This window comes from Ruegeria atlantica (assembly GCF_013032455.1).
GTDB lineage: Bacteria > Pseudomonadota > Alphaproteobacteria > Rhodobacterales > Rhodobacteraceae > Ruegeria > Ruegeria atlantica_B.
Window position 1 is genome coordinate 15,625 of sequence record NZ_WQCF01000017.1, and the last position, 23,462, is coordinate 39,086.

At 56.3% G+C, this 23,462-nt stretch carries 26 protein-coding genes and 1 pseudogene; 19 read left to right on the top strand and 8 right to left on the bottom strand.

Going from position 1 to position 23,462, the window contains the following annotated elements; all coding sequences use genetic code 11:
- Positions 1-10: 10 nt before the first annotated feature.
- Genes GOW93_RS19470 through tcuB form a run of 3 tightly spaced genes read left to right on the top strand, consistent with a single transcriptional unit; the run spans position 11 to position 3,154 of the window.
- Positions 11-691: a GntR family transcriptional regulator gene (locus tag GOW93_RS19470; RefSeq protein ID WP_170387831.1), complete on the top strand. Its 681-nt coding sequence runs from the start codon at positions 11-13 to the stop codon at positions 689-691.
- Between the two features lie 11 nt (positions 692-702).
- Entirely contained in the window at positions 703-2,097 is a 1,395-nt protein-coding gene (gene tcuA / locus GOW93_RS19475) for an FAD-dependent tricarballylate dehydrogenase TcuA (RefSeq protein WP_170387833.1), read from the top strand.
- Positions 2,087-3,154 (top strand): tricarballylate utilization 4Fe-4S protein TcuB, encoded by a 1,068-nt coding sequence (gene tcuB / locus GOW93_RS19480; RefSeq protein WP_170387835.1) that lies wholly within the window; start codon positions 2,087-2,089, stop codon positions 3,152-3,154. Before tcuA ends, tcuB begins: the two co-directional genes overlap by 11 nt.
- A 168-nt stretch (positions 3,155-3,322) precedes the next feature.
- Here the strand turns inward: tcuB and GOW93_RS19485 are convergent.
- Positions 3,323-3,562, bottom strand: a pseudogene (locus GOW93_RS19485) (LacI family DNA-binding transcriptional regulator); the annotation flags it as partial.
- Between the two features lie 120 nt (positions 3,563-3,682).
- On the opposite strand from GOW93_RS19485, the gene xylB reads away from it, so the two are divergent.
- Positions 3,683-5,119 carry a xylulokinase gene (xylB, locus tag GOW93_RS19490; protein WP_170387837.1) on the top strand — a complete coding sequence of 479 codons (1,437 nt, stop codon included), beginning with the start codon at positions 3,683-3,685 and terminating at the stop codon, positions 5,117-5,119.
- A gap of 24 nt (positions 5,120-5,143) precedes the next feature.
- On the opposite strand, the gene GOW93_RS19495 is transcribed toward xylB, so the two are convergent.
- Positions 5,144-6,058: a LysR family transcriptional regulator gene (locus GOW93_RS19495; protein WP_170387839.1), complete on the bottom strand. Its 915-nt coding sequence runs from the start codon at positions 6,056-6,058 to the stop codon at positions 5,144-5,146.
- Between the two features lie 110 nt (positions 6,059-6,168).
- Here GOW93_RS19495 and GOW93_RS19500 point away from each other — a divergent pair, with 110 nt between their 5' ends.
- The 6 genes from GOW93_RS19500 (at position 6,169) to GOW93_RS19520 (ending at position 10,055) form a co-directional block, all read left to right on the top strand.
- Positions 6,169-6,864: an NAD(P)H-dependent oxidoreductase gene (locus GOW93_RS19500; protein WP_170387841.1), complete on the top strand. Its 696-nt coding sequence runs from the start codon at positions 6,169-6,171 to the stop codon at positions 6,862-6,864.
- A gap of 55 nt (positions 6,865-6,919) precedes the next feature.
- Positions 6,920-7,048, top strand: a complete 129-nt coding sequence (locus tag GOW93_RS20865) for a hypothetical protein (RefSeq protein ID WP_302477036.1) — start codon at positions 6,920-6,922, stop codon at positions 7,046-7,048.
- Positions 7,049-7,194: 146 nt separating this feature from the next.
- Positions 7,195-8,160, top strand: a complete 966-nt coding sequence (locus GOW93_RS19505) for an LLM class oxidoreductase (protein WP_170387843.1) — start codon at positions 7,195-7,197, stop codon at positions 8,158-8,160.
- Positions 8,161-8,172: 12 nt separating this feature from the next.
- On the top strand, positions 8,173-8,961 hold the full coding sequence (locus GOW93_RS19510; RefSeq protein ID WP_170387845.1) for an SDR family NAD(P)-dependent oxidoreductase: 789 nt from the start codon (positions 8,173-8,175) through the stop codon (positions 8,959-8,961).
- Between the two features lie 71 nt (positions 8,962-9,032).
- Positions 9,033-9,881 carry an enoyl-CoA hydratase/isomerase family protein gene (locus GOW93_RS19515; RefSeq protein WP_170387847.1) on the top strand — a complete coding sequence of 283 codons (849 nt, stop codon included), beginning with the start codon at positions 9,033-9,035 and terminating at the stop codon, positions 9,879-9,881.
- A gap of 15 nt (positions 9,882-9,896) precedes the next feature.
- Complete coding sequence (locus tag GOW93_RS19520; protein ID WP_170387849.1) at positions 9,897-10,055, top strand: hypothetical protein; 159 nt, start codon at positions 9,897-9,899, stop codon at positions 10,053-10,055.
- A gap of 30 nt (positions 10,056-10,085) precedes the next feature.
- On the opposite strand, the gene GOW93_RS19525 is transcribed toward GOW93_RS19520, so the two are convergent.
- Positions 10,086-11,096, bottom strand: a complete 1,011-nt coding sequence (locus tag GOW93_RS19525; protein ID WP_170387851.1) for a LacI family DNA-binding transcriptional regulator — start codon at positions 11,094-11,096, stop codon at positions 10,086-10,088.
- A 209-nt stretch (positions 11,097-11,305) separates the two neighbouring features.
- On the opposite strand from GOW93_RS19525, the gene GOW93_RS19530 reads away from it, so the two are divergent.
- The 6 genes from GOW93_RS19530 to GOW93_RS19555 all read left to right on the top strand — a co-directional run bounded on the left by GOW93_RS19530 (position 11,306) and on the right by GOW93_RS19555 (position 17,366).
- A complete protein-coding gene (locus GOW93_RS19530; RefSeq protein ID WP_170387853.1) occupies positions 11,306-12,574 on the top strand; it encodes an ABC transporter substrate-binding protein in 1,269 nt (422 codons plus the stop codon).
- Positions 12,575-12,650: 76 nt separating this feature from the next.
- The gene (locus GOW93_RS19535) at positions 12,651-13,496 is read left to right on the top strand and encodes a carbohydrate ABC transporter permease (RefSeq protein ID WP_170387855.1); all 846 of its coding nucleotides are present in this window, start codon (positions 12,651-12,653) and stop codon (positions 13,494-13,496) included.
- Positions 13,493-14,329 (top strand): carbohydrate ABC transporter permease, encoded by an 837-nt coding sequence (locus tag GOW93_RS19540; RefSeq protein ID WP_170387856.1) that lies wholly within the window; start codon positions 13,493-13,495, stop codon positions 14,327-14,329. Before GOW93_RS19535 ends, GOW93_RS19540 begins: the two co-directional genes overlap by 4 nt.
- A 23-nt stretch (positions 14,330-14,352) precedes the next feature.
- On the top strand, positions 14,353-15,393 hold the full coding sequence (locus GOW93_RS19545; protein WP_170387858.1) for an ABC transporter ATP-binding protein: 1,041 nt from the start codon (positions 14,353-14,355) through the stop codon (positions 15,391-15,393).
- Between the two features lie 12 nt (positions 15,394-15,405).
- Positions 15,406-16,683, top strand: a complete 1,278-nt coding sequence (locus tag GOW93_RS19550; protein ID WP_170387860.1) for an MGH1-like glycoside hydrolase domain-containing protein — start codon at positions 15,406-15,408, stop codon at positions 16,681-16,683.
- Complete coding sequence (locus GOW93_RS19555) at positions 16,680-17,366, top strand: D-lyxose/D-mannose family sugar isomerase (RefSeq protein ID WP_170387862.1); 687 nt, start codon at positions 16,680-16,682, stop codon at positions 17,364-17,366. Before GOW93_RS19550 ends, GOW93_RS19555 begins: the two co-directional genes overlap by 4 nt.
- Positions 17,367-17,849: 483 nt before the next feature.
- Here the strand turns inward: GOW93_RS19555 and GOW93_RS19560 are convergent, their stop codons facing one another.
- The gene (locus GOW93_RS19560; protein ID WP_170387864.1) at positions 17,850-18,737 is read right to left on the bottom strand and encodes a LysR family transcriptional regulator; all 888 of its coding nucleotides are present in this window, start codon (positions 18,735-18,737) and stop codon (positions 17,850-17,852) included.
- 120 nt (positions 18,738-18,857) lie between these two features.
- On the opposite strand from GOW93_RS19560, the gene GOW93_RS19565 reads away from it, so the two are divergent.
- Positions 18,858-19,142, top strand: a complete 285-nt coding sequence (locus GOW93_RS19565; protein ID WP_170387866.1) for a DUF2218 domain-containing protein — start codon at positions 18,858-18,860, stop codon at positions 19,140-19,142.
- Between the two features lie 43 nt (positions 19,143-19,185).
- Positions 19,186-20,034, top strand: coding sequence for a nuclear transport factor 2 family protein (locus GOW93_RS19570; RefSeq protein WP_170387868.1), 849 nt, complete (start codon positions 19,186-19,188; stop codon positions 20,032-20,034).
- A gap of 131 nt (positions 20,035-20,165) precedes the next feature.
- On the opposite strand, the gene GOW93_RS19575 is transcribed toward GOW93_RS19570, so the two are convergent.
- The 4 genes from GOW93_RS19575 to GOW93_RS19590 all read right to left on the bottom strand — a co-directional run bounded on the left by GOW93_RS19575 (position 20,166) and on the right by GOW93_RS19590 (position 22,718).
- A complete protein-coding gene (locus GOW93_RS19575) occupies positions 20,166-20,642 on the bottom strand; it encodes a DUF411 domain-containing protein (RefSeq protein WP_170387870.1) in 477 nt (158 codons plus the stop codon).
- A 92-nt stretch (positions 20,643-20,734) separates the two neighbouring features.
- Complete coding sequence (locus GOW93_RS19580) at positions 20,735-21,226, bottom strand: c-type cytochrome (RefSeq protein WP_170387872.1); 492 nt, start codon at positions 21,224-21,226, stop codon at positions 20,735-20,737.
- Between the two features lie 4 nt (positions 21,227-21,230).
- Entirely contained in the window at positions 21,231-22,130 is a 900-nt protein-coding gene (locus GOW93_RS19585) for a c-type cytochrome (protein ID WP_170387874.1), read from the bottom strand.
- 9 nt (positions 22,131-22,139) lie between these two features.
- A complete protein-coding gene (locus tag GOW93_RS19590) occupies positions 22,140-22,718 on the bottom strand; it encodes a c-type cytochrome (RefSeq protein ID WP_170387876.1) in 579 nt (192 codons plus the stop codon).
- Positions 22,719-22,929: 211 nt separating this feature from the next.
- Between GOW93_RS19590 and GOW93_RS19595 the strand changes: the two genes are divergently transcribed.
- Positions 22,930-23,334, top strand: coding sequence for a hypothetical protein (locus GOW93_RS19595; protein WP_170387878.1), 405 nt, complete (start codon positions 22,930-22,932; stop codon positions 23,332-23,334).
- Positions 23,335-23,462 lie beyond the last annotated feature (128 nt).

The window sequence follows — 23,462 nt, forward strand, 5'->3', positions numbered from 1 at the left end:
TGAGCACTCGATGACCATTCAAGACGACCTCTTACAGCCTGGCCCACAAGGCAATTCAGCGTATCAACGCCTGCTGGACGAGATTCGGGACGGCACACTTCTGCCCGGCGAACGCCTGCGCGAGATTGAGCTGTCGGACCGTCTAGGTGTCAGCCGCACGCCAGTGCGCGAGGCTATCCGGCAACTGGAGGCCGACGGGCTAGTCACGCATGTTCCGCGACAGGGCGCAACCGTACGAAGCCTCGATTACGCCGAAGTAATGGAGCTCTATGAGATGCGCGCGGTGCTCGAGGGAACTGCGGCCCGTTTAGCCGCGCGTGCAGCGTCGGATGTCGAGTTGGACGAGTTGGACGTTTTGAATGATCGCTTGGCCGAGGCTGGCACTGGCTCGGAAGCGGCTCGGATCAACCGGATTTTCCACGCCACACTTTTGGACGCAGCAAAGAACCGGTTTCTTGCCAAGTCTATGCTGTCTTTGCAAAAAGCGCTGTTGATCCTTGGGCCGTCGCAATTGCTGGACGGTGATCGGGCCGAAACAGCAGTGGCAGAGCATAGGCGCGTCATGGCTGCCTTAAAAGCCCGCGATGGCGCAGCGGCTGAAACAGAAATGCGCGCGCATATTCAGGCCGCACAACGAATGCGTATTCGGGCGTTGCAAGAACGCGACCGGACAACCGACGAAAATCAATAGGTAGACAGGATATGACCACCCAAAAGGAAGCTTATGATGTCGCTGTGATCGGTGGCGGGAATGCTGCCCTCTGCGCGGCAATGACCGCTGCCGAGGCGGGCGCCCGCGTTCTGATTCTCGAGACGGCGCCAAAACCCTATCGTGGTGGGAACTCCCGCCATACGCGCAATTTTCGTTGTATGCATGGTGCTCCTCTGGGCCCGCTTATCGAAGAATACAGTGAAGATGAGTATCTTGAAGATCTGCTCAAGGTCACTGGCGGCAAAACCGACGAACATCTCGCTCGCCTTGCAATCCGAACCTCCGAGGAATGTCTGCCGTGGATGGAAGAACACGGGGTGCGGTTCCAACCCTCGCTGTCCGGTACACTGTCACTGGCGCGGACCAACGCCTTTTTTATGGGGGGAGGGAAGTCTCTGGTGAATGCCTATTACCGAACTGCCGCGGGTTTGGGCGTCGATGTTCTGTACGAAGCTGCCGTCACGCATTTAGAGTTGAATGGCGACCGGATCGAGTGGGTCGACTACACCTATGAAGGCCAGTCTCATCGCATCATGCCCAAGGCGGTCATCGTTGCCTCGGGCGGGTTTCAGGCCGACACGGATTGGCTGACCCGAGCATGGGGTGAGCCTGCTAAGAACTTCCTGATCCGGGGCACCCCCTATAACCGTGGTGTGGTACTGGCCGATCTGCTGGATCAAGGTGTGGATAGCGTCGGCGATCCGACCCAATGCCACGCCGTCGCCATAGACGGGCGCGCGCCGAAGTTTGACGGAGGCATCGTCACCCGTTTGGACTGCGTGCCGTTCTCCATCGTCGTGAACAAAGACGCTGAGCGGTTTTATGACGAGGGTGAGGATGTTTGGCCCAAGCGCTATGCGATTTGGGGGCGTCTGGTGGCGGCGCAGCCGGATCAAGTTGGCTATGTGCTCATTGATGCCAAGTCGCTGAACCTGTTTATGCCTTCGGTCTTTCCACCGCTGAAGGCGGACACGTTGGAAGAACTGGCTGGAATGATGGATCTGCCTGTCAGCAAGCTGCAGGCCACCGTTTCTGAATTTAACGAAGCATGTGGTGATGCCAGTGGATTCCATCCGACTGAGTTGGACGGTGTCGCAACCTCGGGTTTGACCCCGCCCAAAACCAACTGGGCGCGTCCGATCACGGAGCCGCCCTTTTATGGCTACTCGCTGCGCACCGGTGTGACCTTCACCTATCTGGGTCTGAAGGTCGACGACACAGCACAGTGCTCAACCACTGACGGCAAGATCAAAAACCTTTGGGCTGCTGGCGAGACCATGGCTGGGTCGATCTTGGGGCAAGGCTACTTGGCCGGTTTCGGCATGACCATTGGAACCGTTTTTGGACGCATCGCAGGACGTGAGGCCGCCGCTTATGCAAACTGATCTTATTCAAGAAGCCCGCCGCCAGGCCGAAATCTGTAACGCCTGCCGCTATTGCGAGGGCTATTGCTCAGTCTTTCCGTCGCTTCATGCTGAACGCGCGTTCTCGGACGGCGATATCACGCAACTTGCCAACCTTTGTCACAATTGCCGGGGCTGCTACTACGCCTGTCAATACACAGCCCCGCACGAGTTTGATCTAAACCTGCCGAAAGCACTGGCCGAGGTTCGACGAGACAGTTGGGAAAGCTTCGCCTGGCCGCAGCCTCTGGCGCGACGCTTCCACACCCATGGCGGAGCCATAGCCTTAGCACTTGTGATCGGATTTGCCTTGTTGTTCTGGGCAATGCGCGCCATCGGATCGAGCGGAGGCGAAGGGTTCTACGCAGTTCTGTCGCACAACGCGATGGTCGCGACCTTTGCGCCTGCATTCTTGCTGCCACTCTTTAGTATAGCCATCAGCCTAAGGCGCTACTGGACCGAAGTCGGCGGTAAACCCATCCAAATGGCTGATTTGATGACCGCCCTCAAGCGCGCCGGTAAGATGCAGGATCTTGCTGCCGGACATGGTGAAGGCTGTAATTTCGAGGACGAAGACCGGTTCAGCCAAGGTCGACGTCACTGCCACCACGCTATCATGTATGGCTTCCTGCTGTGTTTTGCGTCGACCTCGGTGGCGACGGTGATGCACTATGTCTTCGGAATGCATGCGCCTTACGGGTTCTGGTCATTGCCCAAGCTGTTCGGGATTTCCGGGGGCATTCTGCTGACAGTGGGTTGCGGTGCCATGGCCTTGCTAAAACAAAAGTCTGACCGTTACCTCGGTGATCCGTCAGCTTGGGGTGGTGATATCGGCTTCATCCTATTGCTTGGGTTTGTAGCCCTGAGCGGGCTCGTTCTCTATGTCCTCGGTTCAACGGCTTTGATGCCTGCGCTCCTTACCATCCATCTTGGATCGGTTCTGACATTCTTCCTGCTGACGCCGTACACCAAAATGGCGCATGGGTTCTATCGTATGGCGGCGCTTGTCCGAGATGCTCAACGAAAACGAGGTGCTTAGTCGCAGGCAGTGTTGCCGTGTAAGTTGAATTTCTGGCAACATATTGAAATTAATAAAATAAAGGAGGTTCGGTCAATGGGGAGTGTTCGGACTACGGTTTGAGTCCAGTATTGGGCAACGCCTTGTTGCTTTTGGCTATTTTGGCTCCAAAGGCCCGGGCAGTCATATGATTTCGGCAAAGAATGGATCGGCCAGATAGGGTACGACGATGCCGATATTCTTGGTCAGTTTACGGTTCTGGTTCACGGCATAAATATTCGGGCGATAGTCAAATCGTTCGAGCGCCTCTTCGATGCGCGCCCGTGTTGTTGGGCGAACGCTGTCGGGATCGTGGAAGTACTTGGACACCGTGGGTCGAGAGATGCCGCTGAGGGCCGCGAACTCTTCCATATTTTTAATTTTGGTCATGTCGGTCTGCCTACGGATCTGAGCCGCCTTGATCTTGTCCTATTTTTACATATTCTTTGCGCGCGCTAAAAAAACAATAGCCAGACAGTTTCCGGGCGTTTCTGCAGGCAGGGAGTTTAAATGTTTCTCGGGATCGATATCGGAACGTCAGCGGTCAAGCTTGTCTGTGCGGATACAAATCGAATTCTTGCGACATCTTCAGCAGGTATCGATATATCCTCACCGCAACCCGGTTGGTCAGAGCAGCACCCGGATATTTGGTGGCAGGCGACATGCGATGCATTGAGCCTGCTTGCAGGGCAGATCACGTTGTCAGAGGTGAAGGCCATCGGTTTGTCCGGCCAGATGCACGGGGCCGTTTTGCTAGGCCGCGATAAGCGCCCGATCCGCCCGGCAATCCTGTGGAATGACAGCAGGGCCGCAATTGAGTGCGATGAGCTGTGCATTGCCCAACCGCAGATTGGTCAAATCGCGGGTGTCCTTCCGTTGCCCGGCTTTACCGCGCCCAAGATCGCTTGGTTGAAACAACATGAACCCGCCAACTATGCCCAACTTGCCCATATCTTGCTCCCCAAGGACTATATCGGATTGTGCCTGCATGGAGAGTTGGCAACTGACACATCCGATGCCGCCGGGACAATGTGGCTCGATCAGGCTTCGCGCACTTGGCATATCGGAGTTGCGGAAGCCACCGGTGTGGCGCTTGACTGGCTGCCGCAAGTGTTTGACGGCCACAGTGTCGTTGGGACTGTGACGTCACAAGCTGCAGAAGCGACCGGATTGAAGCCCGGCGTGCCCGTCGTAGCCGGAGGAGGAGATGCAGCGACTGGGGCGGTGTCTTTGGGCGCGACGGAACCGGAACGGGGCTTCATCTCGCTTGGGACGTCAGGTCAGCTGTTCGTGGCGGACCGTAGGTACAAGCCCAACCCTGAACGCTATGTGCACGCTTTTGCGCACACACTGCCCGACCGCTGGTATCAAATGGCGGCGATGCTGAATGGTGCGAGGCCGATTTCATGGATTGGCGGTCAGTTGGGGCTGTCCGCAGCCGAAGTTGTTGCGCTTGCCGAAACGGTTAGCGGTGATCGCGTGCCGGTATTCCTGCCATATCTGACAGGGGAGCGTAGCCCGCTTGGGGATCCCCATATCCGGGCCTGCTTCTTTGGTCTTGAGGATTCGACAACCCGCGCAGACATCTGCCGTTCCGTCTTGGAGGCAATTGCTTTTTGCTTCGCCGACGCCGTGCAGAGTTTCGGCGACACTATCGACAGCTTGCCGGAATTGGCTGCAATTGGAGGAGGCAGTCAATCAGATCTGCTGCTGGGTCTGATCGCGACAGTGACTGGCAAACCTATTGTTCGTTCGGATGGGGCGGATACGGGCCCGGCCTATGGCGCGGCCCGGCTGGCAGCCTATGGAGACGGTGCATTGGACAGAGTTGATCTCGCACACCAGAGGACAACAACTGATAGGTTCGAGCCCGCAGATATGGCATCACTGTCCGAGCGGTTGATGCGATTTCGTGCACTCTACGCCGCAGTTCGCGCGGTCAAATAACTTCTTTGGTGCATTTGGCTGGGCCTACGCCAACGGTTTTTCCCATGGCGGTTGCGTTGCAATTTCGGCAATCAGGAAATCCATGAATACGCGAACCTTGGGCGACAGCACATTTGATTTCGGGTAGATGAGCCATAAAACGCTATCTTCTGCGGCTTCATAGTCGGGGAGGACATGCCTCAGTTTACCCGAAGCAAGCTCTTCCTGAACGCTCCACAGCGAGTTCATCGATATTCCTGCGCCTGCGACAGTTGCGATCTTTTGGCTGTGCCCATCATCCATAATCAGCGGACATTTTGTTGAACCTGGATCGAACGTCACGGTAGCGCCGCTCGCAGACTTCAACGCGCGCGCGCGGATATGACGAAATGCGATGAGTTTGTGGTTTCTTAGATCGTCAGGGGTTTCGGGCTCGCCGTGCTCGTCCAGATAGTGAGGAGCAGCGCACAAGATGCGCCTATCGTCGGCAAGTTTTCTCCCCTTGAGGCTGGTGTCGACCAACGGCGCGTTCCGCAGTGCAAGATCATAACTGCCGTCGATCAGATCGAACTGCGTGTCCGACAGGCGCAAGTCCAGCGTAACCCCCGGCTGCTGATCTTGGAACTTCGCAAGAATCGGCGCGATGTATAACTGCGCAAATGTGCTGGGTGCGGTAAATCGTAGGGTGCCGGTCGCCTGCGCCGCACCTTGTCCTAAAGCGGACAGAGCGGCCTCTTCCTGCGCCAGGATCTCACGTGCATAGGGAAGGAACTCGGCTCCTTCCAGCGAAACGGAAACTTTGCGCGTTGAACGATGAAGTAACTCGACGCCCAGTATGTGCTCAAGCTTGGCAAGCCGTGCGCTGGACACAGCCGGGACCAACCCCAATTCGCGCCCTGCAGCCGAAATGTTCAGCTTGTCCGCTGCTAGTACGAAAAGGCGAAGGGATTGGGTGTCCATAGTTCAATTATATGTGAAATGCGAAAACTGAAACCCGTTTTCCCCAGTTTTCTCGGTTTTATCAAGTGTTATTTCCGGTGCAACGCAAGACACACCAAATGGAGCCTCAGATGTCAGTCCGTTCAAACGTCCAGTCACAGATCCTTGAAGCCTTCAATTTTCGGCACGCGACCAAGATCTTTGACCCCGACAAAAAGATCAGCGATTCCGAGTTCGAAACTATTCTTGAGGCCGGGCGTTTGTCTCCCACCTCGTTCGGGCATGAGCCGTTTAAGGTACTGGTCATCCAATCCCCGGAGATGCGCGAGCACTTTCGCGATTTTGCCTGGGGCGCGAACGGAATGATGAACGGCAGCGCAGGCCAACTGGGCACCGCGAGCCATTTCGGCATCATCCTCGCCAGCACCGCAGAAACCATGACCGCAGGATCTGACTATCTGCAGCATCACTATCGCTCGGTCAAACAACTGCCTGATGATGTCATTGACCTGTTCAACGGCGCTTACGGCAAGTTCCAATCGACCGACCACCGCGTGACATCCGACCGCGAGATCACAGATTGGTCCGGCAAACAGGCCTATATCGTCCTGGCCAACATGATGACAGCCGCCGCCCTGATGGGGATCGATTCCTGCCCGATCGAAGGGTTTGACATGGGGCTGACCACCAAGGTTCTGTCCGATCATTTCGATGTGGATACGGCCAAATGGAAGCCAGCTGTGATGTTCGCCTTCGGGCATCGCGCCGATGATCCCCAGTTCCCGAAAACGCGCCGCTCGATGGCCGAGACCGTAAGTTGGTTTTAACGCCATCGGGGCGAGCGCCAGTCCTGCCTGATCACTGAACACACGGAGAAGTCGGATGCAAAGAAGTGGTATCGTAAACTACCACGTCCACAAGCCGTTGCGGCAGGTGTTCGAGTTGGACGCCGGCGGCTTTGAGGGCAACGAAAACCATGAATGGGTGTATCTTTCCAAGATGGCCGGATGAGGTCGCGGTATTTAATATCTTTGACAATCAAGGGCTGCCCTCGGTCGTGTACAGCGCGGTTGATATGATCGAAGACCCGACTGTCAAAAACACACCCAAAAGCATCGAGAGCCGCACCATTGTGCGCTACTGAACGAGGTGCCAGCATGTTGGACAAGAGCCAAAGCCCGTCCTTTGCCCCAATCAATCAGGCCTTCAACCACGTGTTTCGTCCCAATCGGCTGAGCATCGGGCTCGTGATCCCATTGGAGGCCTACGCGGTCGGTGCCGAACCAACCATGACAGGCCATCTGGAATTGGCTCAACTGGCCGAGCAGTTGGGATTCTCAGCGCTTTGGCTGCGGGATGTGCCCTTCAACGTGCCAAGTTTCGGCGATCCGGGGCAGATATTTGACCCCTTTGTCTATCTGGGTGCTTTGGCGGCCGTGACGGATCGTATCGCACTTGGGACGGCAAGCATTGTTCTGCCCCTGCGTCATCCGGCCCATGTTGCCAAAGCCGCGGCATCGGCGGATGTGCTGTCAGGTGGACGGCTGCTATTGGGGGTCGCGTCCGGCGACCGACCCGAAGAATACCCGGCCTTGAACCAAACCTACCCGGATCGCGGGGAGCGGTTCCGCGACAGTGTCGACTATATCCGGGCTGTCGGGGCATCCTATCCGAGACATGAAAACAGGCAGGGCAGTCTTTTCGGCGGTATTGACCTTTTACCCAAACCCGCAGGTAGGCACCTACCCCTATTGATCACAGGCGGCAGTCAGCAATCCCTCGATTGGGTGGCGCAGAACGGAGACGGATGGATGACCTATCCAAGGGATGTGGCGTCGCAGGCGCGCGTCATTGCGGATTATCGGGATCGGCTGGAAAATTCGGGGCAGCCGGATAAGCCGGTGATGCAATCGCTCTATGTCGATCTGCTTGAGGATTCTGATGCCCCGGCACGACCTATACATCTGGGTTTCCAATCGGGTGCGAACTTCCTGCGTCGCTACCTGAGTGAGACTAAGGCTTTGGGGATCAACCACGTCGCCCTGAACCTGAGATTCAACCAGATCTCTGTCGACAGAACTCTCAAACTTCTGGCGGATGATCTTCTGCCCGACTTTTCATAAAGGGATACTCACATGACCAAGACAATTCTTGTCACTGGGGCGACCGACGGCATTGGGTTGCTAACGGCCAAAAAGCTTGCGGCGGACGGCCATCGAATCCTCATTCACGGTCGCAACGCTGCTAAGCTGGAGGCAGCCCGGAAAGACGTCGGGGGCGAGGTCGAGACCTACCGCGCCGATCTTTCCGACATGTCCGAAGTGGCTTCACTCGCCGCAGCCATCCGCGCCAATCACGACAGATTGGATGTGCTGATCAACAACGCGGGCGTTCTGAAAGCGCCGCAACCGGTCCTCGAAAACGGGTTCGATATCCGTTTCGCCGTCAACACCTTTGCGCCGTACCTGCTGACCGAGCTGCTGTTGCCAATCATGCCCAAGTCAGGCCGCGTCGTGAACCTGTCTTCGGCGGCTCAAGCGCCGGTGGATATGGGTGCGATGATGGGCAAAAAGCGACTGTCAGATATGGACGCATACGCCCAAAGTAAGCTGGCAATTACAATCTGGACCCGTGAATGGGCTAAATCACTGCCAGAAGGACCTGCCATGATCGCGGTGAATCCCGGGTCTTTGCTTGCTTCAAAGATGGTCAAGGACGGATTCGGCGTTGCGGGTAACGACCTCAACATCGGTGCCGATATCCTGGTGGACGCGGCGCTGGGTGATCGGTTTTCGGATGCCTCCGGGGCCTATTTCGACAACGATGGCGGCGTGTTTTCTGATCCTCACTCCGCCGCGTTGAACATTGATCATGCAACGGACCTGATGAATACACTTCAAGCCATTATCCGTCAGCAAAGCTAAGCCGGCTTCCCTTCAATCTGTTCACCCATCCCTCGCGTCAGCAAAGCCGAGGGCCAAGAAAGGACTGTCTGATGAAATATGAGAACTTTAAAACCTTCGACGTTCAGGTCAAAAACGGGATCGCCACCGTGACTTTCGAATTCGGCACAGTAAACGTGCAGGGCCAGGAGATGCTGGCGGACCTCAACAGCCTTGCGATGAGGCTGGAACGGGATCGCAACACAAAGGTTGTGGTTTTCCAATCCGCAAACCCGGAAATTTGGGTTTGCCACTACGATACCGAGCTGCTCAAGGATATGTCGACCGAGGCCGTTTCGCGCGAAGATGCCCAGTTGCTGGACTTGCAAGCTGTTTGCGAACGCCTCAGCAAGGTCCCTCAGGCAACTATTGCCAAGCTTGAAGGGTTTGCGCGCGGTGGCGGGCACGAATTAGCGCTCGCTTTGGACATGCGCTTTGCGGCCCGCGGGAAGTTCAAGTTCATGCAGATGGAGGTTGGCATGGGTATCCTGCCCTGTGGCGGTGGTGCATCGCGTATGGCTCGTCAAACCGGCCTTGGCCGTGCGCTCGAGATCATACTCAGTGCGCAGGATTATGATGCGGACGAGGCCGAGCGCATGGGCACCATCAACAAGGCGCTTGAGCCTGATGAAATCGGCCCTTATGTCGACGCGTTGGCAAAACGCATTGCCCATTTCCCGGCGGAGTCGATCAACGCGTGTAAGCAGATGGTCTATGAATCCATCGACAAACCCATTGCAGACGCCCTGAAGGCAGAAGCTTTTTGGCTTTACCAGGCGACCAGTAAAACTCCTGCAATTAAGCGTTTCACGATCGCCGACGAGCAGGGCCTGGAGCACGATATCGAGAATCAGCGCAATTGGAATGAGCTTGTTATGAAAGTGCAGGATATTACGGGCTGATTGTTGGTAGATCACTTGACCGGTCACTCCAAACTTCGGGTGATCGGTGCCGGTATTACCATCAATTTGCTTTGGAACATTGCGCGTGAGATTGTCACCGGACGGCTGGTTCACGTGTTGCCTGGCTGGCGTCTGAACCGCCGTTCCGGTCTTCACCGTCGGAACCCGCAATGAAAGCCAGCCGCAAATCCCGAGATGTACATTTTAGCGGTGAGGAGCTGGTCCTGATGTTCCTCGAACGATAAGGGTAGCGGAATACTCGAAATGACGGACTGGCAGTTCGGGGGATCGCATTCGGTCTAGAAGGACCTCCGCTAATCGCGTACCTAACTTTTTGGGGTTGATTGCCATGGTTGTAAGGCCCGGCGTTGAGACAGCAGCATCCTCAATGTCGTCGAAGCCTACTACAGAAAAATCGTGCCCAGGCTTCAAGTCGAACTGGATCAAACCAAAGCATGCTCCAAGCGCAACGACATCCCCATTGCAAACGATGCCCGTTACCTCCGGGTGTTGTTGACGAAGTTCAGTGATGGCCTCAACTCCAGCGCGCTTGGTTTCCTCACATGGCCAGATAATCGGATGCGCGCCGTCCAATTTCTCGAAGGCGCTAAGGTAACCGGCAATGCGCTCCTCACGCACAGAGGTTTGCTCGGTGCCACCAAAGTAGGCGATGTGTCTGTGTCCTAAATCAATCAGATGCTGAGTAGCTTGGACGAGCGCTTCGTTGTTCAGAACGCCAACGTGATCAAGGGACTGCGAAACCTTTCGCATGAAAGTAACAGCCGGAACGCTGTGGGTGTTCAGAAGCTCCATAGCGTCTTCGTTAGTGTCGAGCGCCGGTACCCAGATCAAGCCACGTCGACCAAATCGGATGCAAGCTTCCATAAGTCGATCTTGGCGCTGAAGGTCTCCTTGTGCATCGAGAACCGACACCATGAAGCCTTCGGCCTCCAGTAAATCGACGGCGCCGCTGACGACCTCCGCGTTGAATGGGTTTGCCAATTTGTTCAGGATAAAGCCGATTTCTCGATTGTCCCCCGATCGCATTGTGGCCGCCGCTTGATTGGGGACATAGCGAAGTCGTTTGGCCGCGCTCAGAACTTTTTGACGCGTCTTCTCGGAGATTCGGCCTGTACCGCGCATAACCTGACTAACAGTTGGAACTGATACGCCGGCCTCCTTGGCAACGCTGGATAGTGTCGGTTTCTTCGTCATGGCTATTGTTTGATATAACGTTTTTCTAAAATCTCAAGGGGTTTTGCAACTTGCAAGCAAATTATGGGTTGGGGCAGATGACAATAGACTTGACTCGTGATACAACGATATATCATTGTATCTTCACTCGCCCGCAGGCCGACTCGGGTTCATTTGCGAGGGAGGGAGGTTGCCATGTTTCGGACAGCCTCAGACATTGGGAGGAAAACATGTCCATTCATTCGAAAATGGCGGGTGCCGTGTCCGGTTCGGCGATGCTTATAGCCGCCGCTGCTGTGCAGGCCGAAACTCTGTTCTGGTCGACCCAGGCCCGTCCCGCTGAAGAGGCGCAAGCCATGCGGGCCGAGGTACTTGGTGGATTTGATGGCGAAGTTGATTATCAGCCGAACGAAGATGGCCCTTGGCTGACGCGGCTACAAGCCGAGCTACAGGCAGGCTCGGGTAGTATTGATCTGTTGGGGTCTTTGCACGGCAACTTCTCGGCGATGAACCCCGATGACTTGATGGATCTCAGCGATCTTGGCGTGATGTCGGCGTCGGGTACATTTAACGATCTGGCCAAGCTGGGAACGGACAGCCTGCAATACATGCCGTGGATGCAAGCGAGCTATATCATGGCCGCCAACAAGGAGGCGTTGCAGTACCTGCCAGAAGGTGCAGACATTAATGCATTGACCTATGACCAATTGATCGCTTGGACCGCCAATGTGGAAGAAGCAACTGGTCAGAAGAAATTCGGCTTTCCGGCTGGTCCCAAGGGGCTGAAACACCGTTTCTTCCAAGGCTACCTCTACCCGTCCTACACCGATGGCGTTGTGCGGACTTTTGCCTCGCCCGAGGCTGTAACCGCATGGGAGAAGTTCAAGGAGCTTTGGAGTCACACGAACCCTGCCTCGACAAACTTCTCGTTCATGCAAGAGCAACTTTTGAATGGTGATGCGTGGATCGTCTTTGACCACACTTCCCGCCTAGCGCAGGCGTTCAACGAGCGCCCCGATGATTTTGTCGCCTTCCCGGCACCTGCGGGTCCGACTGGCCGTGGCTTCATGCCGGTTCTGGCGGGTGTTGCCATCCCGCGGACTGCACCGGATGCCGATGGCGCCAAAGCCTTGGTTTCATATTTGATGCAGCCTGAGACCCAGATCGCGACCCTGAAGGCCACCAATTTCTTCCCTGTGGTGGATGTCGAACTGCCTGATGACTTGCCGCCTTCGGTCAAAGCTGCCGGTGAGGCAGTGGCCAAGATGAGCGGTTCGGCAGACGCTAATCCAGGGCTGCTGCCTGCAGGTCTGGGCAGCATGGGCGGTGACTTCAACCGTGTCTATGTTGACACATTCGAGCGCATTGTTCTGGCCGGCCAGCCGATCGAACAGGTTTTGGATGATCAAAAGAAACAGCTCGAAAAGATCATGAACGAAACTGGTGCGCCCTGCTGGGCACCAGATGCACCTTCGGAAGGTGCTTGCCCGGTCGAGTAACGCCCGCCCCAACAGCCGGGCCACGGCAAGAGTGGCCCGGTTTCCTAGCATTTCCCCAACTTAAAGGAGCGGTCCGATGGAAGCGCGGCTATTGCCATACCTTCTGATCCTCCCGGTGACTCTGTTTTTGTGCCTGTTCTTCCTCTACCCGTTTGCGCTAGTTGCGCAGCAGGCGTTTGGATCTGAGAACGGCTTTTCACTGGATAATTTTCGTGAGGTCGTGAACTACTGGAAGTTCCCGATCTCGATGAAGAACACCTTCCTTCTGGCAGCGGCTGTGGTGCCGATCCAGTTGGCCCTGTCACTTCTGATGGCCACGATGGTCACGAAGATGCAAAAGGGCCGCGATCTGGTTCTGTACATTTGGACCATTCCGCTGGGCATCTCGGATCTAGCTGCCGGTATCATCTGGTTGGCGATCTTCGAGCAGTCGGGCTTCCTGAATTCGATGATGGTCGGGCTTGGCGTTACTGAACAGCCAGTAAGTCTGCTGAGTTATCAGACTCCGTGGATTGTGTTCCTAGCGATCATGTTGGCCGAGATTTGGCGCGCGACTGCGATTATGCTTGTGATCCTTGTGGCGGGCATCGGCCTGATCCCCAAGGAATACTACGAGGCTGCAGATGTGTTTGGCGCCTCGCGCTGGAAACAGTTCACCCGGATCACTTTGCCGCTTTTGCGCCCGTCGCTGCAAACAGCCCTGATCCTGCGCGTCATTCTGGCGTTTGAGGTCTTTGCCGTGGTTGCGGCGCTTGGGGGCACGATCTTCCCGGTGCTCATGGGCGAGATCTACGCTTATCAGTTTGACCTGCAAAATGGTGGGGCAGCAGCAGCGCTCGCGATCATCGTTCTGATAATCTCGATCGTCTTTACGCTGATCATCATGCGCGCACTGCGCGTACCGAAAGGAGCCACGATATGACGGCTGTAGCAGACGTTGTGGCCCCTGACGCCCGCAAGGCGGGCAGGGGGCTTTACCGAGCAGGCGTGATCCTGCTGTGTGCCTGGGTGATCGTGCCGCTTTACCTGCTGTTAGTGAACACGATGTCCTCACCGGATACGGTCAACAGCTTCCCCAAGAGCTTCCTACCGGAGTTCGACATGGGATCACTGGAGTTCTTCATGGGGTTCCAAGGGATGCTGGCGGCACTGTGGAATTCCGTTGTGGTTGCCTTGATGACGATGGTGATGTCCATCGCCATCGGGGCCCCGGCTGGCTACGCCCTGTCGCGGTTCGACTTCCGCGGAAAAGAACTGTTCCGGCTGCTCATCCTGTTAACGCGGGCCTTCCCGTTGCCGCTTTTGGCGCTGCCCCTGGCGGTTCTCTTTATCCGCACGGGTCTGGACGACACAGCCTTTGGTCTGGCGCTTGTTCACACCACGCTGGCGATCCCTTTCGCGGTACTCATCACCTTTTCGCTCTTCTCTGGCATCCCGCTGGAGCTAGAGGAAGCTGCTTGGACGCTGGGTTGCACTCGACTGACCGCCTTCACGAAAGTGATCCTGCCTCTGGTGCTGCCGGGGATCACAGCTTCGGCAATATTCGCCTTTGTGATCTCGTGGAACGAAGTGTTCGCAGCCGCCGTGCTGACGATCGAGAACCGGACTCTTCCCGCGTTCTTGTTGCAGACACTTGGCGAAGCGCCGTTGCACCTGAAATTTGCAGGCGGCTTCATCCTCGTAGTGCCTGCGCTGATTTTCATCTTCGCTGTGCGCAAATATCTCTTTGCCATGTGGGGCATCGCAAACCGTTGAGCGGTGGCTGAAAGGAAACTGTTATGGCTGAAATACAGATCAAGAACGTCGCTAAGAACTTTGGATCCTACCAAGCTCTGCACGACATAAACCTTACCATCGCAGATCAGGAATTCATGGTCCTTCTGGGTGCTTCGGGCTGTGGTAAATCAACGCTTTTGCGCATCATCGCAGGGCTTGAGACCGCCACCACCGGCGAAGTCTGGATCGGGGGCCGCCGGGTGGACCACCTGTCGCCCAAAGATCGCGGTATCTCGATGGTGTTCCAGAACTACGCGGTATTCCCGCACCTGACGGTGTTCGAGAACATTGGCTTTGGTCTGCGGATGCAAAAACTGCCCGATGATGAAGTCAAGCGCCGGGTCGAGCGCACCGCTGGGCTGATGCATATCGAGCAGCTTCTGAAGCGTTATTCTGGCGAATTGTCAGGCGGGCAACGCCAACGTGTCGCGGTTGCCCGTGCGCTGGCGATGGAACCAGATGTTATCCTGATGGATGAGCCCCTGTCGAACTTGGATGCGCTCTTGCGAATGGAGATGCGGGCCGAGCTGAAGGGGGTTCTGGCCGAAAGCAAAACCACCGCCATCTATGTAACCCATGATCAGGTCGAAGCTATGTCCATGGCTGACCGGATCAGCGTCATGCATCAGGGGAAGATTGTGCAGGCAGCTTCCCCCATCGAGGTGTACCGGGATCCAGCGGCCGAGTTTGTGGCCAGTTTCATCGGCAACCCGCCAATGAACTTCCTTCCGGCTGAAGCTACGGGCTCTGGTCGCTGGACTGTGGCAGGGCAAAGCTTTGATGGCCCGACAAATGGCAACAATCTGAAATGGGCCATTCGGCCAGAAGATCTGCGCATAGCGGACCAAGGCTTTGGGGCACGCGCCAAGGTTGTCGAGCCGCTGGGTGCGCATTTGTTAGTGACTTGTGATGTGGAAGGGCACCAATTCCGTGCGGTGCTGGACAGTGAACTCAACGTGAAACCCGGTGACGTACTTACCCTGGCGCCACAAGAGGGCCGTGGGCGCTGGTTCGACCCCGAAACCACTCTGGCCGTTGCGTAAAGGAGAAGCACAATGAGCCAAGTGCTGATTGATCAGGCTCGTAGGGTCATGGAAGGTAACGACCGTGGCAGCTATACCGTGCCCACTCATGGCCTTTATCCTTTCCAGTGGAACTGGGACAGCGCATTGTCTGCGCTTGGTTTTTCACATTTCGACATGGACCGGGCTTGGGTCGAGATCGAGACCCTTATGGCCCACCAATGGGACGACGGTATGGTGCCCCATATCGTATTTCACGAACCCGATGATGGATATTTTCCCGGACCCGAGGTCTGGCAAACCGGGCGACCTGTGCCCACAACCGGTATCACCCAGCCAGCAGTAGCGGGTTTTGCCTTGCGCAAGCTCTACGATCGGGCCGAAGACAAAGCCGTCGCCCGTGCGCGGCTTACCGAACTCCTGCCCAAGGTCCACGCTTGGCACCAGTGGTTCTATCGCGACCGCGACCCTGAAAACACTGGGCTGGTGGCAATCATTCACCCTTGGGAATCCGGACGCGATAACTCAGTGGACTGGGACGAAGGCTTGGATGCTGTACCGATCGAGGGAGTCGCGCCTTTCACGCGACGTGATACGACACATGCCAATCCCGATCACCGCCCTTCCGACGAGCAATACAAATGTTATATCTGGCTGGTTGAACATTTCCGTGGGCTTGGTTGGGACAACACCAAGCTCCACGATGCCTCACCTTTCCGGCTGGTCGATCCCGGCTTTAACGGCATTCTGACCCGGTCCTGCGATGATGTTGCAGACTTGGCAGACGTCTTGGGTAATCTGTCGATTGCCTCTGAGGCCCGTGCGATGGCCACAAAGGGGCGGGAGGCTTTGGAAAGCCTCTGGAATCCTGCTTTGGGGCAATACACCTGTTATAATCGCGTGACCGGGCGCTTACAGGACACGCCTTCGGTTGGCGGGCTGCTTGCAGCTGTTGCCGATGTCCCTGATGTTCGTGCCGAGGCATTGGCGAGAAGGATAGGTTTGTTGGCCGAGCGTTGCGGCTATCTGGTGCCCAGCCACGACCCGGCGAATGACACCTTCGACAGCCAGCGATACTGGCGCGGGCCGACATGGTTGATTGTAAACTATATGATTGCAGAAGGATTGGCCCGCTCTGGGCAGACGGAGATGGCGAAACGTATCCACGCTAACAGCTTGCACCTTATAGAGAAAAGTGGCTTTGCGGAATATTATGACCCGATAAGCGGCGAGCCTTGTGGCGGCAGCAGCTTTACCTGGACCGCTGCGATGGTGATTGAAATTCTCAAGAACCTAAAAGTAGCGGCATGAAACGGTCTCGCATTGACGAGATTATGGCCGAAGCCAATGAGATGGTTCATTTTCACGGCTTCACATTGCCGCCCTTCGCCTATTGGTCGCCCGAGGAATTTAAAGACCGCGCAGGCGACGCTCGCCACTTGATTGACGCGCGGTGCGGTTGGGATATCACCGATTACGGTGACGGCGATTTTGACAAAATGGGCTTATTCCTCTTCACCCTCCGCAATGGGGTGCAGAGTGATTTAGCCGAGGGCAGCGGCATGTGTTACGCTGAGAAACTGTTGATTTCACGGCAAGACCAACTGTCGCCTATGCACTCGCATGCTTTGAAGGCGGAAGATATAATCAACCGTGGCGGCGCAACTCTGGTCGTCGAACTTTACGGCTCGGACGACGATGGTGGGTTTGCGGAGGATCGCGGCGGCGTAGTCTTGCTGGACGGTATCCGACACAACTTCGACCCAGGTGAAAAACTGCGATTTTCCCCGGGCGAAAGCATCACTCTTCGCCCCGGTGATTGGCACGCCTTTTGGGGCGAAGGCGGCGATGTGCTGATCGGCGAGGTCTCGACCGTCAATGACGACGAGACCGACAATATTTTTCGCGATCCAATTGGCCGATTTGCCGAAGTGCAGGAGGACGTTTCCCCGACACACCTATTGGTCAGCGACTATTCCAAATGGCTTGGCTGACTGATGAAGCCGATGACGGAGGCGCATGGGCTTTATCGCGAATTTTGTTAGCTCTATCACAGCGTCGAGCGGGAGGTTGGTTCGCAGCGACAGGCAAAGAAAAGGTTTGGGAACTGGTTTGATAGCTTTTGGGCAGGCGTTTTCGAAACAGAAAATGCGGCCGCGGCTTAGGAGGTGGGGGCGCGCATGGTAGACTTGCCGATCGTGCCCTCGGCAAGTTGTTTTTCTTGTTCCAGGAGGCTGGCCCAACAGTTTCATCCAATGTTGCAACTCAAGGCGCGATACAATCGGCCCAAGGCCGAAGCCGCGTATTCAGTGTGGATCGGCCCAACGCTGCCGCCCACCGCATTGCTCGGATGCTTCAGTTTGGCCTGTCAAACCTGCCGTTTGTCGAGTGCGTAAAATCGGGAGCCAGGCCAACTCGTAGATCGCGCAACAAATAGTGAATTCTCTGCAGCACCCTTAAGGACAGCTTGCTGCATATCAGGTTGTTTTCAGAAATGTTGCGATATGGTCGACCAAGCGTCTTGTCAGGGTGACTCTGCGTGAGGTATCCGGCCAGATCGCTTGTACTGTCCAAGTTGGCAGCGACCATTGCGGAAGGAGCTTCACCAGCTTCCCTGCGGCGACAGCATCTTCGAACAGAGCCGGCGGCATGATGGCAAAACCAACTCCGTTTTCAGCTGCCGACAATGCCCCGATGATGCTGTTCGTAAAGATCTGTGAGGTCCTGAAATGGGCCTCAACTTCTTCGCCATCACGCTCAAGTATTACGCTGTCTCCGAAGCTGTTCATAGCCACGAACGGCATTTCTTCCAGCTGTTGAGGGGTCTCAGGGGTGCCGCATCTGACCAACAAGTCCGGCGATGCAACCAGAGCATGGGAAACCACCGACAGTTTCCGAGTGATGAAGCTGGAGTCGGAGGGAGTGCCAACCCTTATGCTCAGATCGATGTGATCGTCGAGCATATCTGCAATGCGGTCCGAATAATTTAGGGCAATCGACACATTGGGGTGGATTTTGATAAAGTTCAGAATGGCGGCCTCGATACGTGGATCAGGCAGAAACGTTGGCAAGGCGACGTTCAACGCGCCAATCGCCTCGTTCTGGGCATCCATGATCTGCTCCAACGCATTCCCAGTATGGTCCATCCAGGTTCGGCTTGCTTCAAACAGGATGCGCCCATGCTCTGAAAGCGAAAGCTTGCGCGTGGTGCGATAAATTAGGGTCGCTCCCAGATAATCCTCCAGTTTTGATACGTGGTGACTAACGACCGAAGGCTTTACGCCCAGTCGATCAGCGGCCCTGTTGAAGGCACCGGTTTCCGCCACCGCGACAAAGGCGGCAATACTTTGCAGGTGTTGATACATTATTTGATTCTATCGAACAAACAGCCTCATACAATCCGTATTATCAATTTTACTGCCTAACCTCATATTGCAGTCAAGGCCAAAGAACAGGCCCCAAACACAAGCCAAAGGCAGAACAACATGCTCGCTTCATCCACCGAGATCCTGACCCGTAAGGCGGACTCTTACCTGAGGCAGATGTGCAAGCATTTCGCACATAAGGCCGATGTCACGCAGGTGGAGGACACGCATGTGATCCAGTTCGGTTTCGGGAAAGGAAAGCTACGTGCTACCGATGACCGGATTGTGCTTTGTGCGCATGCCGAAGATTGCCAGCTCCTCGAACGCGTCGAGAACGTTCTGGGATCGCATCTGGAACGTTTTGCCTTTCGCGAAAACCTCAACGTTACCTGGCCCCGGCCTTGAAACACCCTTTCCCATGATCAACCACCCCCAATTGGAGACATCCATGAAAAAGACACTTCACGCCGTCGCAGGCGCCGCCGCCATTTCGCTTGCCACCAGCGCAACTGCCTATGCCGATACCGCCAAAGAAATCGCGCTTTCCGAAATGGAATCGCTCTTCAAAACCTTTGATCAGGAGGCCGCCACCCGCCTGATCGCCGAAGACCTGATCCAACATAACCAGCACGTTCCCAATGGCGCGGCACCTCTGGTCGGCCTGATTCCGCAGCTTAAGGAAAGCGGCATCAGCGCGACCACGCATCGCCTGATCGCCGAAGGTAATCTGGTTGTCGCTCACAATGAGTACAAAAACGCCCAGATCTTTGGCGGCGATCATTTGGCGGCTTTTGACGTGTTTCGCGTCGAAGGCGGGAAAGTGGTGGAGCACTGGGACAATATCACAGCAGTGACTCCGCCGAACCCGTCAGGTCGCACTCAGTTCGATGGCACCACCGAGATCGCCGATCTGGAAAAGACCGCCGAGAACAAGGACGTTGTAGACGGGTTCCTGCACGATGTGATCTACGGAAACGCCCGCGAAAAGATCACTGATTACATTTCGACCGAGACCTATATTCAGCACAACAGCAACGTTGCTGATGGGTTGGACGGTCTGCAAGCGGCAATCAAGGCGATGAAAGCTGCTGGCAAGTCGATGACTTATGAAAAAACGCATATGATCGTGGCCGAGGGCAACTTTGTCTTTACCGCCTCCGAGGGTCAGTTCATGAACGAGCACTCGACCTTTTTCGATCTGTTCCGTGTCGAGGACGGTAAGATTGTGGAACACTGGGACGTGATTCAACCCATCCTGCCGGTAGATCAGGCCGCAAACGACAGTGGCAAATTCTGATTTACAATCGAACTGATCGGAACGGTTTTCGGCGGCGCAAACACGCCGCCGGTTTAAATTAGGAGGCCGATCCTTCAGCAAACTGCTTGCAGAAGCCCCTCACGGGAAACCTTTGGACTCAAGGCAACAGATCAAGCCGCCTCGTAATGATTGAACATTTCTGTGGTGCCATCCTTGCGGATCAAGAAGACCGAATATGCCTCCCGTTCACTCTCCGGCCCCATACCGGGCGAGCCAAAGGGCATACCGGGAACGGACAGCCCTACCGCATCGGGGCGCTCGGCCAGAAGTCGCCGGATATCGGTTGGCGGCACATGGCCTTCGATGACGTAGCCTTCGACCAAGCCAGTGTGGCAGGACGCCATTTCCTCTGGGACACCCTTGGTGGTTTTATATTGCGACAAAGTCTCCCAAGTGGCGTTCTGCACCTCCATCTCGAACCCGTCGCTCTGCATGATGTCGATCCAAGCACCGCAGCACCCGCAGTTCGGGTCCTTGAGGACCTCCACCCGCGGTTTGACGGTTGCCAGAGCCGGCGAGGCCAGAGTGATGGCGGAGGCACCAAGGCCAGCCAGGAAGAGGCGGCGGTCGAGTGTCGGGGTGGTCATGTCATTTCCTTTCCGTGTTCGCGCCCGCGGTGTGACGTGTTTCTTGTGACCGAAGCCGCAGGCAGGTGTCATGATATGTGTCAAGCGGGCGGTCATGAGCCGCCCTGCATCTGTTCGCTTTCGGTGCGCACCGCCTGCATCTCGCGGATGCGCTCGGGCCAGGTGGATTTGATATAGGCCAGGATGTTCCAGATCTGTTGATCGCTCAGGCTGTCGCTGAATCCCGGCATGCCGCTGGCAAAGTCAGACACGCCACGGGCTTCCAGCGCCGCTTCGCCACCCTGTTTGGTGTAGTCAAACAGCAGCGCATCCCCGTGATGCCAGGTATGGCCGGTCTCGTCATGCGGCGGAGCAGGCAAGGTGCCATCCTCATTTGGGGCGCGCCAATTAGGTTGCCCCTCCAGTTCATCTCCATGGCAGGAGGCGCAGAACTCGGCGTAGAGCAACGCGCCCTCCTCAACATCGAACTCTTTCGGTTGCACTGGCGGTCCAGCCTGCGTGCTTGACGGCGTGAGCCAGGCGGCTGCAGCGCTAATCGCGACTATCCCGGCCAGGATAAATGCAAAGATTGTTCCGGTATTCATTGCCTTATCCTCCATCATGTTCGTCCATCAGGTAGGTCGCGATGGCTGTTCGGTCGGCCTCAGTCAGGAAACTTGTGCCGTAAAGCACGACCTCCCCCATGGACCCGCCAAAGGTATCCCCACCGGGAGTGATCCCGGTACGCAGGGCGTAAGCCAGGCTGGCCACGTCCCATCCCCTGTCAGCTAAAGTCAGGTGATCGATGGCTGGTGCTTTCTCACCGCCTGGCAGGGCTTCGTTGCCCAGGAAGTGCTCCGTGTCCGACTTGCGCGCACCCGCGAGGTTGCGCGCTGTATGGCAGGCTGCGCAATGGCTGGCCCCTTCGACCAACTCGCGACCCCGGTTCCATACGGCGCCCTTACCCGCCACCGGCGCTGTCATTGGAGGTTCCAGAAAGGCGGCGCGCCAGAGTTTCAACCCCCAGCGCTGGTTGAACGGAAAGCTCATCTCGGGTGGGCGCGATTGTATGGCAACCGGTGGCACGGTTTGGAAAGCCGCCCAAAGATCGGCGATCTCCTGATCCGAGAAATTGGCATAGAATGGATAGGGGAAAGCCGGGTAATAGGCGTGCCCTTCGGGCGAGACCCCTTCGCGGATAGCGCGAGCGAATTGGGCCTTGCTCCAACCTCCGATCCCGTGGTCCGGGTCGGTGGTTAGGTTTGGTGAATACAGAATGCCAAATGGGGTTTTCAACGCCACGCCACCCGCCAGCAGCGCTCCGCCTTTCGCGAAATCAGTATGGCACGCGATGCAGCCGGAGGCACGGGCCAGATACGCACCGCGGCCGACATCCCCCGCCAGGGTGATGGGCGCGAGCGGCTGGCCTATCGGCCAGACCACGAGGCCGACAAGGCTAACGGCGGCGACAACCGTGCCCGCGAGCCCCAGACGATAGAACTTGCGCATCGTCCCGGCCTATTTCTTGACCCGGAAACGAGTATGGCAAGCCGAACAGACTTGCCCCATTAGGGTGAAAACCCCGTCGGCCGGCATCTGAGACAAGTCCATCATATCGGTGCCTGCTCCGGTTCCCATCTTGCTGCCACCCATCATTGAGCCGCTCTGACCGCCCATCATTTCGCCGACTGCTGGTGCGTCGCCCGCCATCATCAATCCGTTCTCGGAAGCTTTCGCCAATCCGTCCGCCATCACACGCAACTGATCGGCCAAGGCTGAAAACGCCTCCCAGTCCTGCCAGATCTCTGGCTTCGCCTCGGATGGCGCATCCAGGCTGCCTTCGGGGAACAGTTTGGTCAGCGCCTCGCCAGCATGGCGGCTGATATCCTCAGACCGTTCGCGCACAACGGATGCATCATAATCGACTTGCCCCCGCATCATCGGCGTCAGCACTTTCATCGCCTCTTTCATCACGCCCATGCCATCCATGCGTTCTTTGACAACGCCGGTAGCGCCGCCATGTGCAAACACCGATTGGGTTGCCACAGCCAGTACGGACGCAACCACAACGCCCAGAAACAGATTTTCAGTTTTCATCAGATTTCCCTGTCTGAGTTTTCTCATCACGCCAAATGACGTGTGCGTAAACGGATCAGATCAGGGCTTTGGGTGGCGGCGGATCAAAATTAGAAACCACTGGGATGCCTTTCGTCGCACGCGGCAGTCCATAACGTTCACGGCATCCCAATAAATTCGCGTTCAGATTTGACTGCTGGACGATCGCAGGGCCGCTGCAGAATGCCCCGCCATGACAATTGCCCTGGTGATCCTTTGCAGTATGTTCAGCGTGTGTTTGAACCTCGGTAGAAACCACGGCAAGCTCATGTTTTCCATGTGCCTGAGCCGCACCACCGGACAAAAGCAGAGCGACGGCAAACGCACCAACCGCGACGAGCATCAGCCCAATCCATCTGCGACCGTCCAAGGGCACCGTTCAGTTTATCCCGATTTTTCGTTTCAACTCTCTTGCCGGGCTGATGATGTTCTCAACGCACGCCAGCGTCAAGGTTTCGACAGGCGGCATCTCGCCGAACGGACACTGAAGCGCGACCACGTGCAACAAAGCGCCCGCGTTCTTCGATGCGGTTGTGTCGCAAACTTTGAACTGAGATTGACGAGCACTCAGGTTTCGCAGTCTGTTCCCGTCGAATAGTTTTCGAACAGGTATTAAGTATGATCTCTCTGAAAGGCTGCCACTTTCCCAAGGATGCAGTTCTTTATGCTGTATATTTCTATCTGCGGTACACGATGTCATATCGTGACCTTGAAGAGATCATGGCC